Raw genomic sequence first — 19650 nt, forward strand, 5'->3', positions numbered from 1 at the left:
GCTTCGCCCGCGCCCCTGCGGGGCGCGGGCGAAGCGGGGGAGCAACAAGGGGTGGCCTTTGGATCCGGTGGTAGGCCCAAAGCGGCCAACCGACCGGCTATCCGAACGGCACCGCTTCGCGGTGCAAGACCAAAACCTGGATGTCGCAGAACACGCCCCAGGAACTTATTTTTTAACGCTCCCTAAGTATTCCAAATCGCCATCTTTTTGGGTTTGAAATTGAGAAGCCATTCAGAATAAAGAATTGCTGGTTTTTTACCTCCGATCCCGGATTTGTGTTTTTTCTTCAAAAACAGCGCGTTGACTGGCCTTCAATTTGGGCCTAATGCTGCTTATCAATCTTGTCAATCAAAGCCGGCAACCATTTGAGTTTTTCAGCTAACGTGACGACGGCCAAAATCAGCAGCGACCCGCTGCATAACGAAACCAGCAGTATGGCGTAATATTGAACCGTCCAATAAAAAGCAACTTTCAGCCGGTGGGCCAGGGAAATCGAACTCACCCGAGTGGTTTCTTCCAGGAGGCTGAATCTGATGGTGCAAAATTCGTTTTCCTCGTCAAATTCACCCAGCGTCACGCCCAGCGACTGGATCTCGTTTTCGATCTCCAGAATTTTACTTTCCAAGTTGATCAATTCATCAATTTGCCCGCTCCGTCCCTTCAGGGCTGTCAGTCCCTGAATCGTCTTTTCCAACGAAGCTTTTTTAGCGTTGAGGCTCTTGTATTCGTTGGTTTTGTCGGTTTTATCAATCCGAATCGAAGTGATTGTGCCAATCACCTGAATCTTTTCAATGGCCGTGTCAAACTGTTCGGGAGGGACGCCAATCACCAGATTCAGCCGGCGGTTTCCAGCCAGGCCAAACCGCTGTTCAAACTGGATCAAGCCACGCTGGTCTTTGACCAGGGTTCGAACCCTGGGTTCATCCTGATCAAAGTGACGGGTGAGTGAATTGAGAGAAGCAATTTTTTCATATTTTTGATCAGTGGCCGCAGGTTGACCAGCCCCCTTGTCCACTTTTTCGCTGGCGTAGTTCCGGGCGGAGGTTTGAAATTCCTGATTCGAGGAACCAGATGGAAATGAGGATGACGACCCGGCGGGTCCAGACAGGTATCCGTACCCCAGGCGAGCCGCAAACAGCACGACAAATCCCAACCCCAGCCAAACAAAGCCTTTTTTCAATTTTGCCATCATTGGATACAATCTCCTTCCAGGTTGAACTTACCTTTTTCGGTAGCCTGATCAACCCTTGATTTTTAGATTTTAAAAACCGGTTCAGTGCCTTGTCTTCAGACGAGAGAGCTTTTCTTGCGTCTCACTCGTCACGGTTTACCCCTGAAGACGTTCCTCTGAACCGAGATTCATTTTTGAAATGCCATGGAAATTCGCTTGACGAATCTCTGTGACGAGCAATAGGGTAGGTTTTCTTCCTCAAGAACCGAATCCCGTTGTGTTTGAAGGCATGTTTGGCCCAGCATTGGGAAAGTTCGGTCTGATTCACAAGGAGATGGGAACACTATGATCGTTGCTGTTTTTAACCAGTCTGGTGGCGTCGGAAAATCAACCCTCACCCGTGATCTGGGGTATGAACTTCACACTCGTGGGCTCAAAACTCTGCTCATTGATGCCGACCCACAAGGAACCCTTGGGTTTTTCTTTGGAATTTACCCGCACGGCTGTCCAAAAACCGAAATGTTTTGGTCAGGGATTTGTGGTTCTGAAGACCCCGGCCAGCCGCCGATTGCTCAGGCCGAATGTGGGATCAGTTTGGGACTGGCCAATAAAACGCTGGTGGCGGATGAAATTCTCCTGATGCAGCAACATGACCCGGCCCGGTTATTGAGCGTGCTTGAACCGCTGAAAGAAATTTATGACTTTATTTTGATTGATTGTCCACCTCGAATTTCAGAACTGACGATTCAAATTCTGTTTGCGACCGATGGCCTGTTGATTCCAGTTCAAACTGAGGCCAAGTCGGTTATGATGGTCAGCGAAATCCAGGAAGAAATTGCCCGCGCCCAACGTCGGCGAAAAAACCTCAAGCTTCCCCAACTCAAAATCTTAGGCGTTGTTCCGACGCTGTATAATCCACAGCGGGTCCTCCATCGGCATCACCTCCAGGAAATCAAGGAAACGGTGTGTGATCATCTGGGCTATCACCTCTTTCCGCCAATTCGGGATTTAATCAGTCTGGCTGAAGCCGGGACCAAGGCCGTCCCGCTCAAACTCTATGATCCGAAGTGCAGCGTGAATGAAGACATTGCCCAAATTGCCACCATCATCGCTGGACAGGTGAAACTGAAAACCAGCTTGCGGGAGGTTGTAAATGGTTAAAAAGTTCTCGCGAGTGGTTCCTGACCAGCGTCAAAATGAAATTTTTTCAATCATTGGCACACAAGCCCAGGGAGAAAATGCTCACCGCATTCTCGAAGTGCCGACAAGCTGGCTTCGCCCCAACCCCTATCAACCTCGAACCCAGATTGAAACGGCTGAACTCGACCAGTTGGCGGAAAGCATCAAAGCCCAGGGGATCTTGCAACCCCTGATTGCCCGTCAGGAAAGCGAGCAGATCTTCACGGTGATTGCCGGCCACCGTCGCTGGAAAGCCGCTGAAAAAGCCGGGCTCACCGAAGTTCCCGTTCTGGTGAAATCTTCAATGACCGATCAGGATATGCGGTTGATTGCGCTGGTTGAGAATCTGCAGCGTGAAAACCTGCACCCGGTTGACGAAGTTCGGGCGCTGGCCGAACTGGTTCAACTCAACGCTTCGCAGGAACAAACCGCCCAGTTGCTCTCAATCCCACGCAGCACGCTGGCTGAAACCGTCCGACTGATGGCATTGGGTGAAGACCTCCTCAACCAGTGCCGCGAAATTCCAGGGCTGAGCAAACATACCCTTCGCAAAATACTGGCCCTTCCCGAGCATAAGCGCGCCGGGGCGGTTCGGTTGCTCCAACTTCAGGGAACGGCAAATTCCGAAACGCCTTCCAAAGAATCCCCTCAGGAGCCTCGAAAAAACCTCTTCCAGTTTCGAGACCGAACCAAATCAAAGGCCGCGTTTCAAATTGAGGTCCGCTTCCGAAAAAAAGAAGCCAACCCGGAGGAACTGATTGAAGCCCTTGAGAAATATCTGGAACAACTCAAAAAGGAAAATGTTGGAATTCCAACATTCCCGTAAAGCATTCAAATTCAGAGCATTGCAGGGAAAACAATTTTTTCTGTAAATTTTTCCGTGACGGGTTTCTTTGGAACAAGCTGAACCTGAATTTCCAATTCATCGAATCCATCATGGGAAAATTTACAGAAAGAAAAATGTTGGAATTCCAACATTCCTGTAACACATTTAAAATAAAAGAATTATCGGGAAAACAATTTTTTCGAATCGGAAGGTCTCCTGCTTCATTTGCTTGATTGTCGTGGGTGGCTTTGTGGCGTGGAAACAGCCACCCGCAATTGACCAAGGACTGTCTGTATCACTGATTCCCGTTTGCTTTCTCCAATCCCTGGCAACCGTTGCACAAACTGACGGGCGCTTTGTTCGGCCTGAGCTTCATTCCCGCTGGCAAGACTGGCCGCAGTGAGCGCATACCATCCGGTAAGACTGGTTCCGCCCGAAACCTCACAGGCACGTTGCGCATATTGAACCGCCTGCTCTGGCCGCTGAAATCCCGCTGGTCTGGGCGTAAGCAGGATCCAGGCGTATTCAGCCAGCTCAGATTCTTGAACCTGAAGTTGATCCAACTGTGTTTTTACATCCATCGGTTTTGAGTCCGTGGTCATTTGGGCCAAAATTCCCAGGCTTTGAAGCTGTTCCATCCTGACCTGGTGATTGGCCGGGTGGATCGCACTGGAATTCTTTCGAATTTGATAGCCGGCTTGGGCATAGCTGAAAGCACGATCCAGATGGCCAGTGTCGTGGGCGACCAGCGCCATGGTTTCATTGGCATCCGCCTGAATTTGACGAATTAGCAGGTTTTCGAAATCTTTCGCCACCAAAATATTGATCAGGTTGAGTGAATCCGTCAGGGATTGCGAAGCTTTCACGATCTGGTTTGTCTTTAGAAAAGCCGTTCCCAGCCAGCGCAGGGTTAAGGCCATAAGAATTTTGTACTCAGTATTTTCAGGGTCGGCAACCAGTAACTTTTGAAATCCGGATCGGGCGTGCTCAAGTGTTTCAGTCGCCTGGCGCAAATCACCACGCTTCAATTGCAGTGTTCCCTGGTGGAGCAAACATCCAGCATATTCACGATGCGCCCGTCCTTGTGCCAGCGGAGCTGATTGAACCTCTTCAAATGATTGATGAACCAGGAACTGGCTGAATTCAAGCGCTGATTGATACAGTTCTTTTGACCAGGTAGCGGTGCCGGTTCGTTTCCATTCCAGGTCGCCAATGGCTTCAAACGTCAGTGACAACCCCATATAACTATTAGCCAACCCTCGTCGGAGTTGAGGATCGGCTGGGTTTTGGGCTGCCAGTTGTTTTCGCAGTGCCAGCGCTTTTTGAAAATAGTTGAAGGCAGTGACCCAATCTTGTTGAGCGCGTAATTCCTGACCGCTCCGGGCATACGAATTTGCCAGCAACCGTTGGGCATTCACCGGTGACGGAGACTGGTTGACGAGGCGTTCAAGGATGGTTTGCGACTGTTGAAGGCACTGCCGGGCAATTGCTGATTCTCCCTGCAAAGCCAGGATTTCCCCCAGGCGCTCATATGAGGTCGCCAGTTCAAGCTGGATTGAAACATTGACCGGTTGTGCCGTGGCAAGTTGGGTCAATAAGACAAATGATTTTTGATAGTTTTGCAACGCGCCGGTGGTGTCTCCGAGGTTGGCGACAAAAGGCCGGCCCTGGACATCGCCGATTTTGCGGTACGCCAGTGCCAGTTCAGTTTTTAAGGACACATCATCCTGAGATTCCCTGGAAAGGCGGTCGAGGTAGGTAACGGCTTCCTGGACCAGTTCACGCCGGGCAGGTGTTGACCCCGGTAGTTTCTCGATTTCATCGTGGAAATGAAACACCAGCTTACTGGCCAGGGCTCGGGTATCCTGGGTTCGAGCCAGCGAAACTTGACGCTGGATCTCTGCCTGTCGTGCCTGCCAGAAGGCGATTCCAGTCCCGCTGACCAGCGACAGACTAATACAGGTGGTGGCCACAATCTGCACGGCATACCGCTTGAAAAACTTTCCGGCGCGATATCCCAGTGATGGATACCGGGCCCGGACGGGCCGACCGTGCAGAAATCGAGCGATATCCTCTGAAAACTGTTCGACTGAGCTGTATCGCGCGGCAGGTTCTTTGCTCAATGCCAGCATCACGATATTGTCCAGATCACCCATCAGTCGGCGTTTACGCTGCCTGTACTCAGACAATGTCACGGGGAGGGCCTGACTGGGTTTGAGCGGTTCACTGTCACATACCAGCCGCTGGATTTCCACGACGCTTGCTTTTTGAATGGGATAAGGAAACTGACCTGTCAAAAGCTGAAACAGCAACACCCCGAGGGCATACACATCCGAAGCCGTCGTGACAGCTTCACCTCGAATCTGTTCCGGGCTGGCATAGAGCGGTGTCAGGAACCGCTGATTGGTTCGGGTTAACCCAGGCGGCGGCAAGGTAATGGCGCTTGATTGATCTTCAGCCTGTAAGACTCTGGCAATCCCGAAATCAAGCAATTTGGGTGTGCCGTCAGCCAGTACCAAAATATTGGAGGGCTTAATGTCCCGATGCACCACCAGATGCCGGTGGGCATACTGAACCGCGTCACACACTTTTTGAAACAACCGAAGCTGGTCTGAAATACTTACCTTGTTTTGCCGGCAAAATTCATCAATCGGCAGTCCCGACACCAGCTCCATCACAAAGTAAGGTAATCCGTCGCTGGTGGTGCCTCCGTCATAAAATCGGGCAATATATGGATGTTCCAGGCTGGCCAGGATCCGGTATTCGGTCTGAAACCGGCACACAATGGCCTCGGTATCCATTCCACGTTTGAGAATTTTCACCGCCACGGATTTGCCGCCGGGAACCTCTTCGTGACAGGCTTCAAACACCACGCCCATTCCGCCTTGACCAATTTCACGAAGCAATCGGTATTTTCCAACCCGGTGTCCACCTGGGTAAATGAAGGGGTGAGCCGTGGGTTCTCGGGCGATCAAATCCAGGCCGACGTCAAACACCGGTGTGTGATCGAGCAACCCGGCGGAGCGAACATGCGCGGCAAGTAACTGCCCCAATTGGTCCTGTACTTCACGGTCATCGTCGCAGGCGTTGAGAACCCAGGTTGCTCGATTGGCAGTGTCAACTTCGAGGGCTGCCAGAAACAATTCGCTCAGTCGTTGATGTTGTGCGGCATCCATAACAACCTTGAATCTGGGGGTTCAGGGTTTAGGGTTCAGGGTTCAGGGTTCAGGGAAAAAGACACAAAGGACGAAAAGGACATAAATTCGAAGACCCGGAACCCGGACAAGATGACAGGGTGACAAGTGACAAGGTGACAAGATGATTTTTTCATCCCTCATCCTTCATCCCTCATCCCTTAAAGGACCCGGAACCCGGAACCCTATGGTAAGGTCCTTCGGATTTCATTCGCCAGCCAGGCACGAGCCACGCTCCAATCACCGTGAACCGTGCGCGGGCTGACACCGAGGACTTCACTAATTTCATCGGTATTCAGACCGCCAAAAAACCGCAACTCCACAATCTGGCTTTGTCGCGGTGAAAGCTGGGCCAGACTTTCCAGTGCATCATTGAGCGCAAGCAATTCAAAGTTCTTTAAATCAAGGATTTCAGGTGTCTCGGCAACCGAAATTTGAATGGTACCGCTCCCACGTTTGGATGCATCGCGGGCGCGGGCGTAATCCACTAAAATCTGGCGCATCAAATGGGCGGCCAGTCCAAAAAAATGAGCCCGGTTTTTCCAATCCACCCCTTGAAAATCCACCATTCGAAGGTAAGCTTCGTGAACCAGAGCCGTGGTTTGCAATAAATGATCAGACCGTTCCCGCTTGAGCTGGTGGCTGGCTAACCGGCGCAATTCATCATACACCAGCGGCATCAAGCGATCTCGGGCAGCTTCATCACCATTGCTCCAGGCAATGAGCAACTGGGTTATTCCTCCGGGTGAAGATTCCACTCATTTCCTCCGATCAAAAAGTGTCCAGACTGAAAAAATTTTTTGTGAAGGTTTGCAGGTTTTGTACCTGGTTTGCGCATGACTTAGTGAAAGCCAGAATTTCAGACACTCATCTCAGTTTGTGTCATCAACCCCCAATTCGCTTATCCACAGCCAGATTGTGGAAAACCATCTGGATTGAAAAAAATTTCTTTCTTTTTATACCAACGGTTAAAAAATGAATTTCGCAAGAAGCCAGATTGTGACAATTGCCAGCAACTACAATACATATCACACCAACCAAATCACATTTTTCAAGTTTCATCCACCGTGGCGCAGTTTGGGCTTTTCAACTTAACCAACACTTCTCTCCAGCAAAATGCTTTCAGAACAGCATTTCAGGGAGGAAGGTAAGGCAAAGTGGAGATAAAGGATTGAATGGTAAAAAAAGGTACAACTGACTTATAATACGGAAACGCATGGTCTGCAAGTGTTTTTGAAATCAGTTTTCGAACCTTAAATCCCACTCAAGGAGCGCACCCACCACTATGGCACAACTCAAATTTGACCACACTACTTTTTTTAATGGATATCGCGATGAGTATGGCAGGTTAACCCAGGAACAGGTTGACGGGTTGGAAAGTCTCCTGACGGCGATTGAAGGTGATGCCGCCATCAGTGATATCCGGTGGGCGGCTTATATGCTGGCAACTGTCAAACACGAATGCGCCGACCGCTGGCAGCCCATCACGGAATATGGCTCGGTCTCCTATTTTGACAAATATGATGCCGGGACAGAGCTTGGCCGCCAGTTGGGAAACACCCAGCCGGGAGACGGATACAATTACCGTGGTCGGGGGTATGTGCAACTCACTGGCCGGGCCAACTACGCCAAAATGGATGAGGAATTGAATTTGGGAACAACTCTGATTGACACCCCGGATAAAGCCCTCGACCCAGGAATTGCCTATCAGGTGATGTCAGTCGGGATGCGAAACGGCTTTTTTACCGGCCATAAACTCAGTGACTACATTTCCGGCTCCAAGTGTGACTACAACAATGCCCGACGCATCATCAACGGCCTGGATCAGTACCAGTTGATTGCCGGATATGCCATCAAGCTGGAACAAATCCTCAATCAGGCACTGGTTGGGTAATACTATTTATGATTTGGGGGTTTGGTATCTGCCTTGAAAGTGGCCTTCTGATCAAAAATTGAACCTGTAAGTTTTTTAGAGAACTGGTTGCGAGCTTTCTTCTCCGCCCAATCGAGAAAAAATCAACTCCCTGAAGCTGAATTCTTGTGATGCGTCTCGACGAGAAGGTCACCTCTTCAGTCTTGGACAAATATTTTCAATTGGCTTTAACTAATTGACAACATAGGCTTTGCTCTGACTTCAAAACTCGTAACCAGTTCAATGATTGTAGGGCAGTTTCGCAAAATTTCTTGCAAAACATCTGTGTCTTGCCTCAAGTCACAAATTGAATAAGGAGACAAAATGAATCACCCCCCCCAAACAATTATGCTTGGAGATGTTGAGTTTTTAAACGGCAGCATTATTGTACTCAATGCGTGTGACAATGGGTATGTTCGAGTGGTGGGACCCGACGACAAGCGGGTTCTCAAAAGTGGTGCGAACACCATTGATGAAAACAGTTGCTTGTTCCAACTTTGGATCATTGATTCTAACACCATTGTGCTTCAGGATTGTGCACTGGGCCACTACGTATCACCAGCAGTGGATGATTGGAAACTAACAAGTCTTTTAAATGAAATCGACAAATGGTGCTACTTTACACCTGAAAACGGTGAAAACGGCAGCATCGCTCTGAAATCTGTGGTAGTAGGGAAATATGTATCCGTTATTGGTGTAGACGACTTGTATGCCACAAAGGATAGTCCTGAAAAACCATGGTGTTTCTTTGTCCCAACACTTCAAGAGAAACTGAGCTTTACCTTTACTGACATAGTCTATGCAAACAACCCTGATCCGAAACAGGATGGTGCCACACCTCTTGACATCATCGCTACAAACGTTATTAAAAACCCAACACAAGTTGAAATACAGTCAATCCAAACAGCTAGCTTGTCAAAACAATGCACCTTCCAATGGTCATTGACCCAAACTTTAGCTATTGGCACCACCGTTGGCTTCAGTGCGGAAGCTCCAGGTTTTGGGGGTGTTAATGCCGAGGTTACTGCGAGCCTCACGCTTGAAAAAAATCAAAGTTACACCGTAACTGAGACCAAAGAGTATTCTTTCTCCGAGACATTCATAATCCCAGCCAATACTGGAGTGAAAATTCACGTTTACACAGATTGGGATGATAATGTGGATGTTCCTTTCACATTGAAAGTTCGGGTTCAGGGTACATCCGGTAAGGTAACCCTCAATAGAAACCAGATTATAAAATTGCTGCGGGATCAAGGGTTTGACGGAAAGATTGTTGATGACGAAGCCCCTGATCCTGATCCTACATCGTGCCTTGCTGCTATCGAAGGGGTCTTCCGTGGAGCTTACGGGGTGAAAAAAACCATTGAAACCAGCAATGTACCACTTGATTCTCTTACTTAACCCAAGTTGTGGAGTAGGAAATCTCAGACAAGAAAGCTTCAATCAGGCGCTGGTTGGGTAGGTCAATTAGTACCGTTCAGGTGAGTGGCCTGGAACGCACTGAACCCACCTGCTGATGTAGGTGATACTGACAATGGTCTGTATTTTGGGAATACTAGGTATCAGGTGGTCTCAATGAACTTCTTTGCTGATGTGGATGCCCTGTGGCGCCACTCAACGGGTGATCCGCAGGTGGGAATTGCTATCCTGGATGGGCCAGTGGATGACACCCATCCCTGTTTTGTCGGGGCAAACCTGACCAAAGTGGAAACCCTGGCGACTGGCCATCATTGGGTTGCCCATCACGGCACGCACATCGCCAGTATTCTCTTTGGTCAACCTGGAAGCCCGGTCCGAGGAGTGGCACCACAGTGCAAAGGGTTCATTCTTCCAGTTTTTCAAACCGCCGCGACTGGTCTTCCAACCTGCAGTCAAATTGACCTTGCCCGAGCGATTTACCGGGCGGTTGAACTTGGTGCACAGATCATCAATATCAGCGGCGGTCAGCTTACGCCTTCGGGTAAAGCGGATCCTATTTTGACCAAAGCTGTTCAATTTGCTTCAGAAAATGGAAGCCTCATTGTGGCTGCGGCTGGAAACGATGGATGTGAATGTTTGCACATTCCAGCAGCCCTGCCCTCCGTGCTGGCCGTTGGCGCTGAAAACTCCCTGGGTCAGCCGCTTGAGATGACCAACTGGGGCAAAACCTATCAAACACAAGGCATTCTGGCGCCGGGAGAAAATATTTTAGGCGCGGTTCCTGGCGGGGAAACAACGCTCAAAAGCGGAACCAGTTTTGCCACGGCCATTGTGTCAGGCGTGGCAGCCTTGTTGCTCAGCCTTCAACATCGTCTCGGACGCCGGCCTGATGCAAAAGCAGTTCGTCAGGCACTTCTTACCAGCGCCACCCCTTGCCAACCATCAACCACACCTGATTGCCGCCGGTTTCTCGCCGGAAGCCTCAACATTCGAAGCGCACTCGCCACCATTCACAAAGGAGGAACAACCATCGTGTCAGAACACCAGACACCAGATGATGCCATTCAATTTCGTGGGGACAGTCCGGCTGAACTGAGTCGGTCAGAGCCACAACCAATCTCCACGTTCCATCAACCACCAGCCATCACCACTTCAGCCGGAAGCCTGTCTCTGTCCGGTGCCTGCGGATGCCAGGCCCGAGGATCGCTGGTCTACGCCCTGGGGTCGCTTGGCTACGACCTTGGATCTGAAGCCCGCAAGGATTCACTGACTCAGGCCATGCCCGGTGAGGATACACCGCATAACCCCAACCAACTCTTGCACTTCCTTGATAAACACCCCTGGGAAGCGTCTTCCTTGATCTGGACACTGAACCTAGATGCCACGCCGATTTATGCGATTCAGCCAAATGGCCCGTTTGCGGGTGTCGCCTATGAACGACTGCGCTCGTTTTTGAGCCATCAGGTACATCAGGGCGTTGAGCGAATTTCAGTGCCCGGTACGCTTTCTGGCAGTGTGCGATTGCTCTCAGGTCAGATGGTGCCGGTGATTGTGCCTGAAATCCGTGGCATGTTTAGCTGGACAACTGCGGCTCTGGTGCTGGCGGTCCTTGGTGAAGCACCGGACGTGGATGAAGAACTCGAAGAGTTTAATCGCAAACTTCGCAGTCTCAGGAACTTCCTGGAACGCATCTATTTTGAGTTGCGCAACCTGGGGGTGAGTCCGGGCGAACGGGCCATCAATTTTGCCGCCACCAATGCCTTCCAGATCGAACGGGTTTTTGAGCGGGCATTAAACGATGACCTGGAACTCGACACCATCAGCGTCGAAAAAAGCCAGATTTGCCGGCCTGATTCGGATTGCTGGGATGTCAAACTGCAATTTTTCGATCCGGAAAAACAGCACCAGCGAGCCCGTCGAGTGTTCCGGTTTACGGTTGACGTCAGTGACCTGGTCCCGGTCACGGTTGGGCCAGTCCGGTCATGGTCGGTGTATTAAACCTGTTGGGCCATACGCGCCAGGATAAGAAACCTTGTGTCCTTTCTGTTGGTATTGAATGACGCTCTTGTCGGGCTTGGGGCGCGTCCTGGCCGTGACCGTGGGCTTCGCACCACGGCTATTGAACAAAACGACCCTGCGGGCCTGAAATCCTTATCCTGGCGTTTATGCGGTTCAGGTGTTCAGGGTTTAGCGCAAGATAATCCAGCTTGAGCGGTATCTGCTGGTTCCCCAGTCCTCATCTTGAGTGGGATCAAATCACTTCATCGCCTCAAACCCTGAACCCGATTTCATTGGGATCTTATTTTCTTCCATGTCCCTAAAGGTGACTTCCATATCATTTCATTTACAGGAGATTTCAATATGTTCCTTCCAGTTCAAGCAAAACCCGTTTCCCGGAAAACCCAAACCGTGAGCCACCATCATTTTTCAACTGAAACAGGCGTCACACTTTCTGCAGACTGTGCAACTAATCCTTGTGGTGTTGGAACTGGTCTTTTATGTTGTAACGGGACAGGCCAGTTTCGAGATGAACATACCTGCTGTGACGTCAAAAAATATTATTGTACAAGAAACGGTTATGGTGTCCCGTATTGCCAGCCAATTCCTTCCAACTAAAACAATCTGCCCCTTCTCCATTTGTCCTGGCAACCTGAACCGAAGACAGAGGGCGTTATGGGACTCTCAATTGTTGAAAAGAAGCGGGAAATCGGAAGTTCACGTTTTGAACTCGATATTCAGTGGGTTCTGGATGGTCCCCATCGGAACGGGTTGCTGGTTCAGAAAGTCACCCGAAATGACAGGCAACTCCAGTCGTTTCAAAATGTGACCAGCACAGCCACGGTCTATTGGGAAGCCTGGGTCATTCAGGACTATAAGGTCTATGGGGTGAACCCTCTCGACCGTGAGTTAATTCTTTTGTCTGGAAATGTATATCACGATACATTCGCCGGTCCGGCATCAGGGGTCGGAGGGACAAGAATCATCGGGGATGTCTACTGGATTGATAAAGACAGTCCTGATTACCTCACAGTTTTGAACCGGATGCCTCCGGGAGGAGTACCGGACGCGGCGTTTCTGTTCTCGACCTACAACAACCCATTTGACGGTGTAGTGCCGACATTGCTACGAACGAGAGATGAATTCTTTTTGTACGAGGTTTTTTAAGTATGAATTGCGGGCTCTGCGATACAAACAAAGATCTGGTCCGCCTGAATTGCGGGCAAGGGTTGCATCTTCTCTGTGTTTCCTGCAACAACCAGTTGTACAACACACCTCTTCGAGATGGAGAGAATCATGATGTGCCAGGAACCCATACGACCAGATGCCCTTTTTGCCGTGCTCAGTCAGTGGCACTGGTGGATAGATCCCTGGTCCCCAGACCTGTCCTGTTGAACCTGCGTCAAACCATCGGAGTCACGGTTGACCGATACGTTCGCCCTCTTTATCACGGGTTGCCGCCTCCCGTGAATAACTAATGCCAGTCTGTAGTCAGTAATGCCAGTTAAGAGTTGAAGCCGTTTTGGTTCTCAGCCCACGAAGTGGGCGCCGGCTCGTAGCCCAGGGCGAGTCTTCGAGCCCTGGGAATCCGGCCCCATAAGCGCCAGGATAAGGATTTTAGGCCCGCAGGGTCGTTGTTTAATAGCCGTGGTGCGAAGCCCACGGTCACGGCCAGGACGAAACCCAATACCGGCAAGGGCGTCGTTCAATGCCAACGGAAAGGACACGGGGTTTCTTATCCTGGCGTGTATGGAATCCGGCCCTCCCCCATCTTTTCCCCGCCCGACCATCCGCCGCCGTAGGCCGCGGATGGTCGGGCGGGGCGATGAGGCAACTTTTCCCAGGGTTGCACCCTGGGCTACAAGCCTTCCACCCGCTTCGCGGGTTCAAATCCGCTCATTTTTTCAACTCTTCACTGGCATCAGTAGTCAGTAAAAACCTTACAGGAAATTTCCAGACATTTTAACCACGGAAAACACGGAAAGAATCAAGCATTTACCAAATCCAATCTCCGGCTACGCTCCGGCGCCCATCCGGGCGAAAAACGACCTTTCCACACCGGACGGATTCTCTTTCAATTGTGCCCAGCAAGCTGGTGATAAAATCACCTTAACCCTTGGAGGAATTTCAGTATGCATTTACCTATCCAGTCAAAGCCCGTCAATCGGCAATTTGTTCCAGGAACAGCATTTATAGGAGACACGGCAACTGGCATTCGGCCCTCTGGATACACCGAAGCCACGGCCTACATCGGCAAAAGCGCACCTTCCCCTTGTCCAAGAGATTGGACCTCTTCCGACACCTCGGAAGGTTGTTCGGAGGGTGCCTGCAGCCAGGCTCAAACGAAGGCCATCAACCTCTTAAACAAGCGACTCGACACCAATCCGGATAAACGATATGCCGATTGTAAACAGTATGTATATGCCAAAACAGCCTGTACAAAGCATGATTGTTAACCCCTGTTTACAAAAGGCCGCCTGAAAACTTCAGGAAGATTGAACCCGGATGCCATTTCATTCCTGACTCAAGCCTGAAAACCCTGACCTGTTTGTGAATGTTGTATTCACCTGGGCCAAAAACTGTCTCAATCAGCTACCTATACAAAGGAGAAAGTCATGAGTTCCATCACCATCATCAATGGTACCAATGAAAATGTCCGCATTGCCGTATTCAAGAAACCGTACAAACAAGCGACGTTCAATACGATTGCGTGGCGGATCGTCGCCCCTCCGCAGGGCGGGTTGACCCGAGTTCCCGTTCCTACGAATTATGAGGTTTTTGTCAACTATTCGTTCATTGCCAACGAACGAAACGACCCAAGCGGCGGGAATCAGACGACCAAACTGCCGATTGATTCAACCACTGGCCGGTTCATTGTCAATTCTTCCCGAACCAACGACGGTCAAGACATGGTGGCTTCCATCGAACAGTCCTACACCGAACTGGTGCTCAATGAAATGCGCATCGAGAACCAGGCCGGGTTTGGGGTGTGGGGACACATCACCATGGATGGAGACGATGTTTACCCGCCACGGGTGATTTCGCCAGGTCGCGTGCTGCTCGAAGATTTGCGTACCCCGCTCTTCCTGGCGGTGGTTGATTTGTTCATTTCGCAGGGAGACCGCATTGTCCAGGAAGAAATCAGCATGACTCCGGTGGCAGTATTGATTGGGAGCACTGTGACGGTGACCGGTTCACAGTTTGATGGATATTCCATTCGCTAAAACTTCTACCTGGCGGTTTGATCGCCTTCAACCCACGTATGATTGCAAGCAACGAACTGGAATCGAGCTGTGGTGACTCCAGCGAGTTGCTTGCCATACTTTCTCACGATTGGCAGATCTCCGGCCATCATCACCTGTGGTGTGCCCGGACAGGAGAAAGGGTCGCTTATGGCTACGGACTGGTATTCACTGGATTTTGATTTATTGACGGTCAACTGGCGGCTGCGAAGCTCAAACGAGGCGTTTAAAGTCGAGGTGTTCCTGGAAGGGTTTGAATTCCTGGAAACGATCATCAACGGCAAACAAAGCACGCTTCGGTTCAGCATCAAAACCGAAGATGGGAGCACCACTTATAAAGGAAAACTGGTGGTCATCCAGCCGCAACCGACGACCTCGCCTTCCACGTCGAGTACTACCACGGGTGAGTTACCAGCTCCTCCGTACCTGTATATTGCCCTCAACTGGCCGGGCAGTTCACAGGAATACTGGTATCAGTTATACCCGACTGACCAAACGGCCTCTGCGGGAAAGCCGAAAACGCCGCCGCAACCGGTAACGCCTCCAAACCAGATAACCGGAGTATCCCAGCCCGTCACCCCGCCGCCCCCGCCGGCGACAACTCCACCCCAGCCAGGAGCCGTGACACCTCAACCCGTGGCGCCCTCATCTCAGCCGACGACACCAGCTCAACCAGCCGAAAGCAGCCCGCCAGCAAGCACAACTCCAGTTCAACCAGAGAACCCGAATCCACCACAGCCGGTGCCCGTGCCCTCGCCAGTAACACCGCCACCTGCGGCATCACCAGGAGACCAACCATCCTCGCCGCCCCAGGCAACCGGGGCGACGGCTTCACCAGATCCGGCACCGACAGCGCCAACGATTGGATTGCTCCCGAAAAAACGTGGGAAATCCTAATCTGTATCAGCCCATAGCAATTTGGAATGAAATCCCCCTCTTCGAAAATAGTCACGTGATTCAACCAACTAAACTTCGTGAACTACTGACTACTGACTACTGACTACAAACTGGTATAAGCGACAAGGCATATCCATATGAAAGCCAAAGACTGGTCTTCAAAAAGCTTTAATGGTGTGGTGGTTCGCTGGCGCTTGATTTATTCCAGGGACGGGTTTCAGGTTCAAATTGGATGGAAAGGCGTCACGTTTGTTGAAACCATCGTGTCCAGCGAGCAGAGCGTGCTTCCATTTAGCATCCGCAGTACAGACGCTGATTTTCTGATTGCCATCAGCGGCGTCATTCAGTACCAGCCGGGACCAACCCTCACCCTGCTTGATTTTAAATACCCGGAAGGCTACCTGAAAAAGTGCACGCTGGTGCCATCAGAGCCAGACGAACCCGACACACCCGATGACCGGCCATCAGATATTGACTCAGGTGAATTGCTCCCAGCGGAAGTGCTGGTTGATTCAGAACCGCATTCTGACCTGTTTCCTTATTTATATTTGAGAACCTGGCCGACGATAAGCCCAGAGACGCTCCAACAGAGATTTATTCAATATGCGGGCCCACTCCAAAGCCCACCATTTGACACATTGTACGGTATCCTCGTGTATTTTAAGAATTTGCAGAATCGCGAGGCGATGGAGCAGGAAGCTGTGGCTTTTATTGAAGGCGCTCCGCCCTTTGACCGTGGCCAATACATCCGGCATGTGAGCCAGATACAAACTCCGCTCAACCATTTCCCAGCGTTTTATGCCCGGTTATGTCAGATGGAGCCGCTCGATTTTGAAACCCTCAAATGTGAAATCGAGAGCCAGTTTGGATTCTCAACCTGGAGTGAAGTCACCACTTATGTTCTTGAAAATCAAGACTATCTGGCTGAACAAGACCGCGTCTGGCAAAACGTGTTTGCGTTGTTGATCGTGTCGGGGTATCGCCCGGAATTGCTCGATGACCTGATTCGCATCCTCGTAGTGTGCAATTTGATTGAAAATCTCGCCCTGAGCCCAGTCACTGAAGGCATCACGTCGCATCAAATCCGCGAATGGCTCAAGGCGACGATTCTGCTCCCAGAGGCGGTGTTTCCATTGCCGGCCTATCCTCAATCGCCGCCGGTTTCGCTGTCTGGAAAATACGGGCTTCCGGGTGCGAAGACTCAAAACTGGATTGAACCCTATGCAATTGCGGATTTGCAGATGGTTCGCCAGCGGATTGTGAAATATCAGCTTGGGGAAGTGGCCTATATTGAAAACATTCTCAAAGGTGAACAAAAGAAAACCACCCGCCGCAAACTCAACCGGGTGAAAGAAACGATTTCCAACGCCTCCACGCAAACCACTGATCTTGAAGGCCAGGTGCGGGGAACCCGAACCGACCTGATCAATGAAGTTCAGAAAACCCTGGCGCAAAACACGGTAACCACCAATTTCGGTGATAATGGCCTGCAAACCACCTACGGCCCACCAATTACCGCCACGGTCAAGGGCAGTTGGACGGTTGAGACTGGTCCGCATACCAATCTGGAGACGACCGCCCAGTATGCTCGCGAAATCACCACCCAAACCGCTCACCGAATTGCCCGTCAGGTGAGCCACACCCGGACCACCCTTTCCTTTGATGAAACTGAAGATATTTCGGTCCATCGGTTTGATAACCGGCAGGGAAGTCAGAATGTCCGTGGAATTTACCGCTGGGTCAACAAAGTGTACTCGGCGTTTGTGGTCAATTATGGCCATCGGCTCCTGATTGAATTTTCGATTCAGAATCCAGCTAAATTCTTCATCCAAAGCAAATTGCACACTCAAGGCGTCTCGCTGGTGGAACCGGTGTTACCTGAAGGATTTACCTTTCAATCCATCACTCGTGACAATTACGCCATGCTGGCGGCTCAATTTGAGGTGAAAAACCTGACTCCGCCGCCACCGTCACTGTTGATTTCAGCAACTACTTTTTCGGACGGAGAGCCGGTTACGGCGCGGGAAATTGCCATCCCAGACGGATATGAAGCTGAAACCGCCTATGTCATCTATGTGCTTCCGAAAGATGAGGCCAGCCTCAAACTCGTCGGACTGGTTGGAAGAAACTCTTTTGAATGTGACGCAACCCAACCTTCTGGAATCAAGTCGTTTCCACTGAACCAGGAACGAAAAAATGTTCCGGCGGCGGCCACCTGCCACGTCGAATTGACCTCACCGCCACAAATGATTGAAAGCGCCTATCTGGTCAATATCGAAATTGAATGCCGACCCACGGCGGAATGCTTTGAGGACTGGCAACTCAAAACCTATGCCGAAATGATGCAGGGATACACCCGCCAGCGAGCGGCATACTATCAACAGGAAGGCGTGGGCGTCCCAAAAGACAAGCTCCGTAACCCGCTGGCATTGCGGGAAATCGAGAAAAATGAACTCCGACGAAATTGTTTCAAACTCTTGTTGGATCAATTTCAAAAGCTCGTTGGGGGCACCTCCGACCCAGACGAACCAACCCCAGCCGAAGTGAATGAACCCCGCTATCTTCAATTTTTTGAGCAGGTGTTTGAATGGAATGAAATGGCCTATTCGTTTTATTCCAGCCTTGCTGGTCAGCCGTCGCTGCTCCCGGCGGCCCAAATGATATTGAATCTGATTCCGGAGGCGGATCAGCTTTTTACGATGTTCCTGCAGGCCAAAAGCGCGCGCATCCTGGTTCCAGTTCGCCCAGAATGCACCCTGCCGCTGTTGTATTATCTTTCTTCTGGGTTGATTTGGGTGGGGCAACCAGCTTTAACGCCTTGTTTTGAACAGGTTGTCTCAATTGTGAATGAGTACAAAACTCTGTTTGACCATAAACATCCTGACCCGCCAGCCAGCAAACCGTGGGAAATTATCATTCCCACCTCAATGGTCATGCTTCAGGACACTTCGGAGTTACCTAATTTCCAACGGAAATAAAATGGTTTCGGGTTCGGTGCTTCTGTACTTCCGAGGTCAAAAGACAAAAAGGACCAAAACGACGAAAACGACATAAATTTCGAGAACCCTGAACCCTGAACCAGACTAACCTGCCTATGATTTTTCCAATTCCATTTCCACCACTTCCACAACCAGTTCCAGGGTTAACCATCCCGGCAATGGGCTTTCAAGTTCCGGTTGGGGTTGTTGTGGCCTTTGCCGGAGCACTTACCGATAGTCAAAGCGGCTCATCATCAAATCAGCAGTCACCAGATCTGGCAACACTCCTGGAATCACAAGGATGGCTCGTGTGTGATGGCAAATCAATTAGGATTGCCCAGTATCCAGAATTATATCTGGTGATTGGAAAAGTATATGGTAAAGGCAATCAGGATGATGAATTTTGCCTTCCTGACTATCGAGGGTACTTTTTCCGAGGCGTGGATGGAGGCACCGGGCATGATCCAGATGCTTCGAACCGAAAACCACAACCTTCAGGAGTCATGGCACCAGATAAAGTTGGTTCAATCCAGGAAGATGCACTCCAAAAACACGACCATATTTATCAAAAAAATACGGCGCCACTCCCAGTTCAAGGCGGGGCGGCAGAGGCACCATTGATTGCCACTCAACCCGTTTTGACAGAAAACGGCCCAACCAACAGTTTGTCTCCACCTGGTACCGTCAAGGTCAGTGACACTGAGACCCGGCCAAAAAATGTGTATGTCAATTACCTCATCAAATCAACGATGGCGCCCAATCCGAATTTTTCGGCCATTCTGGGCGTGATTCCGCTGATGAATGACGATCTGTAAGATCAGTTTGTAGTCAGTA

At 50.5% G+C, this 19650-nt stretch carries 16 protein-coding genes; 12 read left to right on the forward strand and 4 right to left on the reverse strand.

Going from position 1 to position 19650, the window contains the following annotated elements:
• Positions 1-322: 322 nt before the first annotated feature.
• Positions 323-1192, reverse strand: a complete 870-nt coding sequence (locus HY774_06770) for a DUF4349 domain-containing protein (GenBank protein MBI4748174.1) — start codon at positions 1190-1192, stop codon at positions 323-325.
• A gap of 324 nt (positions 1193-1516) precedes the next feature.
• On the opposite strand from HY774_06770, the gene HY774_06775 reads away from it, so the two are divergent.
• Together HY774_06775 and HY774_06780 are read left to right on the forward strand one after the other, a co-directional pair.
• Complete coding sequence (locus HY774_06775; GenBank protein ID MBI4748175.1) at positions 1517-2332, forward strand: ParA family protein; 816 nt, start codon at positions 1517-1519, stop codon at positions 2330-2332.
• Complete coding sequence (locus HY774_06780) at positions 2325-3176, forward strand: ParB/RepB/Spo0J family partition protein (protein ID MBI4748176.1); 852 nt, start codon at positions 2325-2327, stop codon at positions 3174-3176. The genes HY774_06775 and HY774_06780 overlap by 8 nt, the downstream gene beginning before the upstream one ends.
• A gap of 221 nt (positions 3177-3397) precedes the next feature.
• On the opposite strand, the gene HY774_06785 is transcribed toward HY774_06780, so the two are convergent.
• On the reverse strand, positions 3398-6352 hold the full coding sequence (locus HY774_06785) for a protein kinase (GenBank protein MBI4748177.1): 2955 nt from the start codon (positions 6350-6352) through the stop codon (positions 3398-3400).
• Between the two features lie 203 nt (positions 6353-6555).
• Positions 6556-7128 (reverse strand): sigma-70 family RNA polymerase sigma factor, encoded by a 573-nt coding sequence (locus HY774_06790; GenBank protein MBI4748178.1) that lies wholly within the window; start codon positions 7126-7128, stop codon positions 6556-6558.
• Positions 7129-7655: 527 nt separating this feature from the next.
• Here HY774_06790 and HY774_06795 point away from each other — a divergent pair.
• The 5 genes from HY774_06795 to HY774_06815 all read left to right on the forward strand — a co-directional run bounded on the left by HY774_06795 (position 7656) and on the right by HY774_06815 (position 13177).
• On the forward strand, positions 7656-8264 hold the full coding sequence (locus tag HY774_06795; GenBank protein ID MBI4748179.1) for a hypothetical protein: 609 nt from the start codon (positions 7656-7658) through the stop codon (positions 8262-8264).
• Positions 8265-8606: 342 nt separating this feature from the next.
• Entirely contained in the window at positions 8607-9683 is a 1077-nt protein-coding gene (locus HY774_06800; GenBank protein MBI4748180.1) for a hypothetical protein, read from the forward strand.
• Between the two features lie 174 nt (positions 9684-9857).
• On the forward strand, positions 9858-11699 hold the full coding sequence (locus tag HY774_06805; GenBank protein MBI4748181.1) for a S8 family serine peptidase: 1842 nt from the start codon (positions 9858-9860) through the stop codon (positions 11697-11699).
• 675 nt (positions 11700-12374) lie between these two features.
• The gene (locus HY774_06810) at positions 12375-12866 is read left to right on the forward strand and encodes a hypothetical protein (GenBank protein ID MBI4748182.1); all 492 of its coding nucleotides are present in this window, start codon (positions 12375-12377) and stop codon (positions 12864-12866) included.
• A 2-nt stretch (positions 12867-12868) separates the two neighbouring features.
• Positions 12869-13177 (forward strand): hypothetical protein, encoded by a 309-nt coding sequence (locus HY774_06815; GenBank protein MBI4748183.1) that lies wholly within the window; start codon positions 12869-12871, stop codon positions 13175-13177.
• Positions 13178-13228: 51 nt separating this feature from the next.
• Here the strand turns inward: HY774_06815 and HY774_06820 are convergent, their stop codons facing one another.
• Positions 13229-13426: a hypothetical protein gene (locus HY774_06820; protein ID MBI4748184.1), complete on the reverse strand. Its 198-nt coding sequence runs from the start codon at positions 13424-13426 to the stop codon at positions 13229-13231.
• A gap of 405 nt (positions 13427-13831) precedes the next feature.
• On the opposite strand from HY774_06820, the gene HY774_06825 reads away from it, so the two are divergent.
• The 5 genes from HY774_06825 (at position 13832) to HY774_06845 (ending at position 19631) form a co-directional block, all read left to right on the forward strand.
• Positions 13832-14155 carry a hypothetical protein gene (locus tag HY774_06825; GenBank protein ID MBI4748185.1) on the forward strand — a complete coding sequence of 108 codons (324 nt, stop codon included), beginning with the start codon at positions 13832-13834 and terminating at the stop codon, positions 14153-14155.
• Positions 14156-14314: 159 nt separating this feature from the next.
• Positions 14315-14923, forward strand: coding sequence for a hypothetical protein (locus HY774_06830; GenBank protein MBI4748186.1), 609 nt, complete (start codon positions 14315-14317; stop codon positions 14921-14923).
• A 168-nt stretch (positions 14924-15091) separates the two neighbouring features.
• A complete protein-coding gene (locus HY774_06835) occupies positions 15092-15838 on the forward strand; it encodes a hypothetical protein (protein MBI4748187.1) in 747 nt (248 codons plus the stop codon).
• A gap of 137 nt (positions 15839-15975) precedes the next feature.
• A complete protein-coding gene (locus HY774_06840) occupies positions 15976-18816 on the forward strand; it encodes a hypothetical protein (GenBank protein MBI4748188.1) in 2841 nt (946 codons plus the stop codon).
• Positions 18817-18932: 116 nt separating this feature from the next.
• The gene (locus HY774_06845) at positions 18933-19631 is read left to right on the forward strand and encodes a tail fiber protein (protein MBI4748189.1); all 699 of its coding nucleotides are present in this window, start codon (positions 18933-18935) and stop codon (positions 19629-19631) included.
• The last annotated feature ends 19 nt before the right edge of the window (positions 19632-19650 follow it).

This window comes from Acidobacteriota bacterium, assembly GCA_016208495.1.
Lineage (GTDB): Bacteria > Acidobacteriota > Blastocatellia > Chloracidobacteriales > Chloracidobacteriaceae > JACQXX01.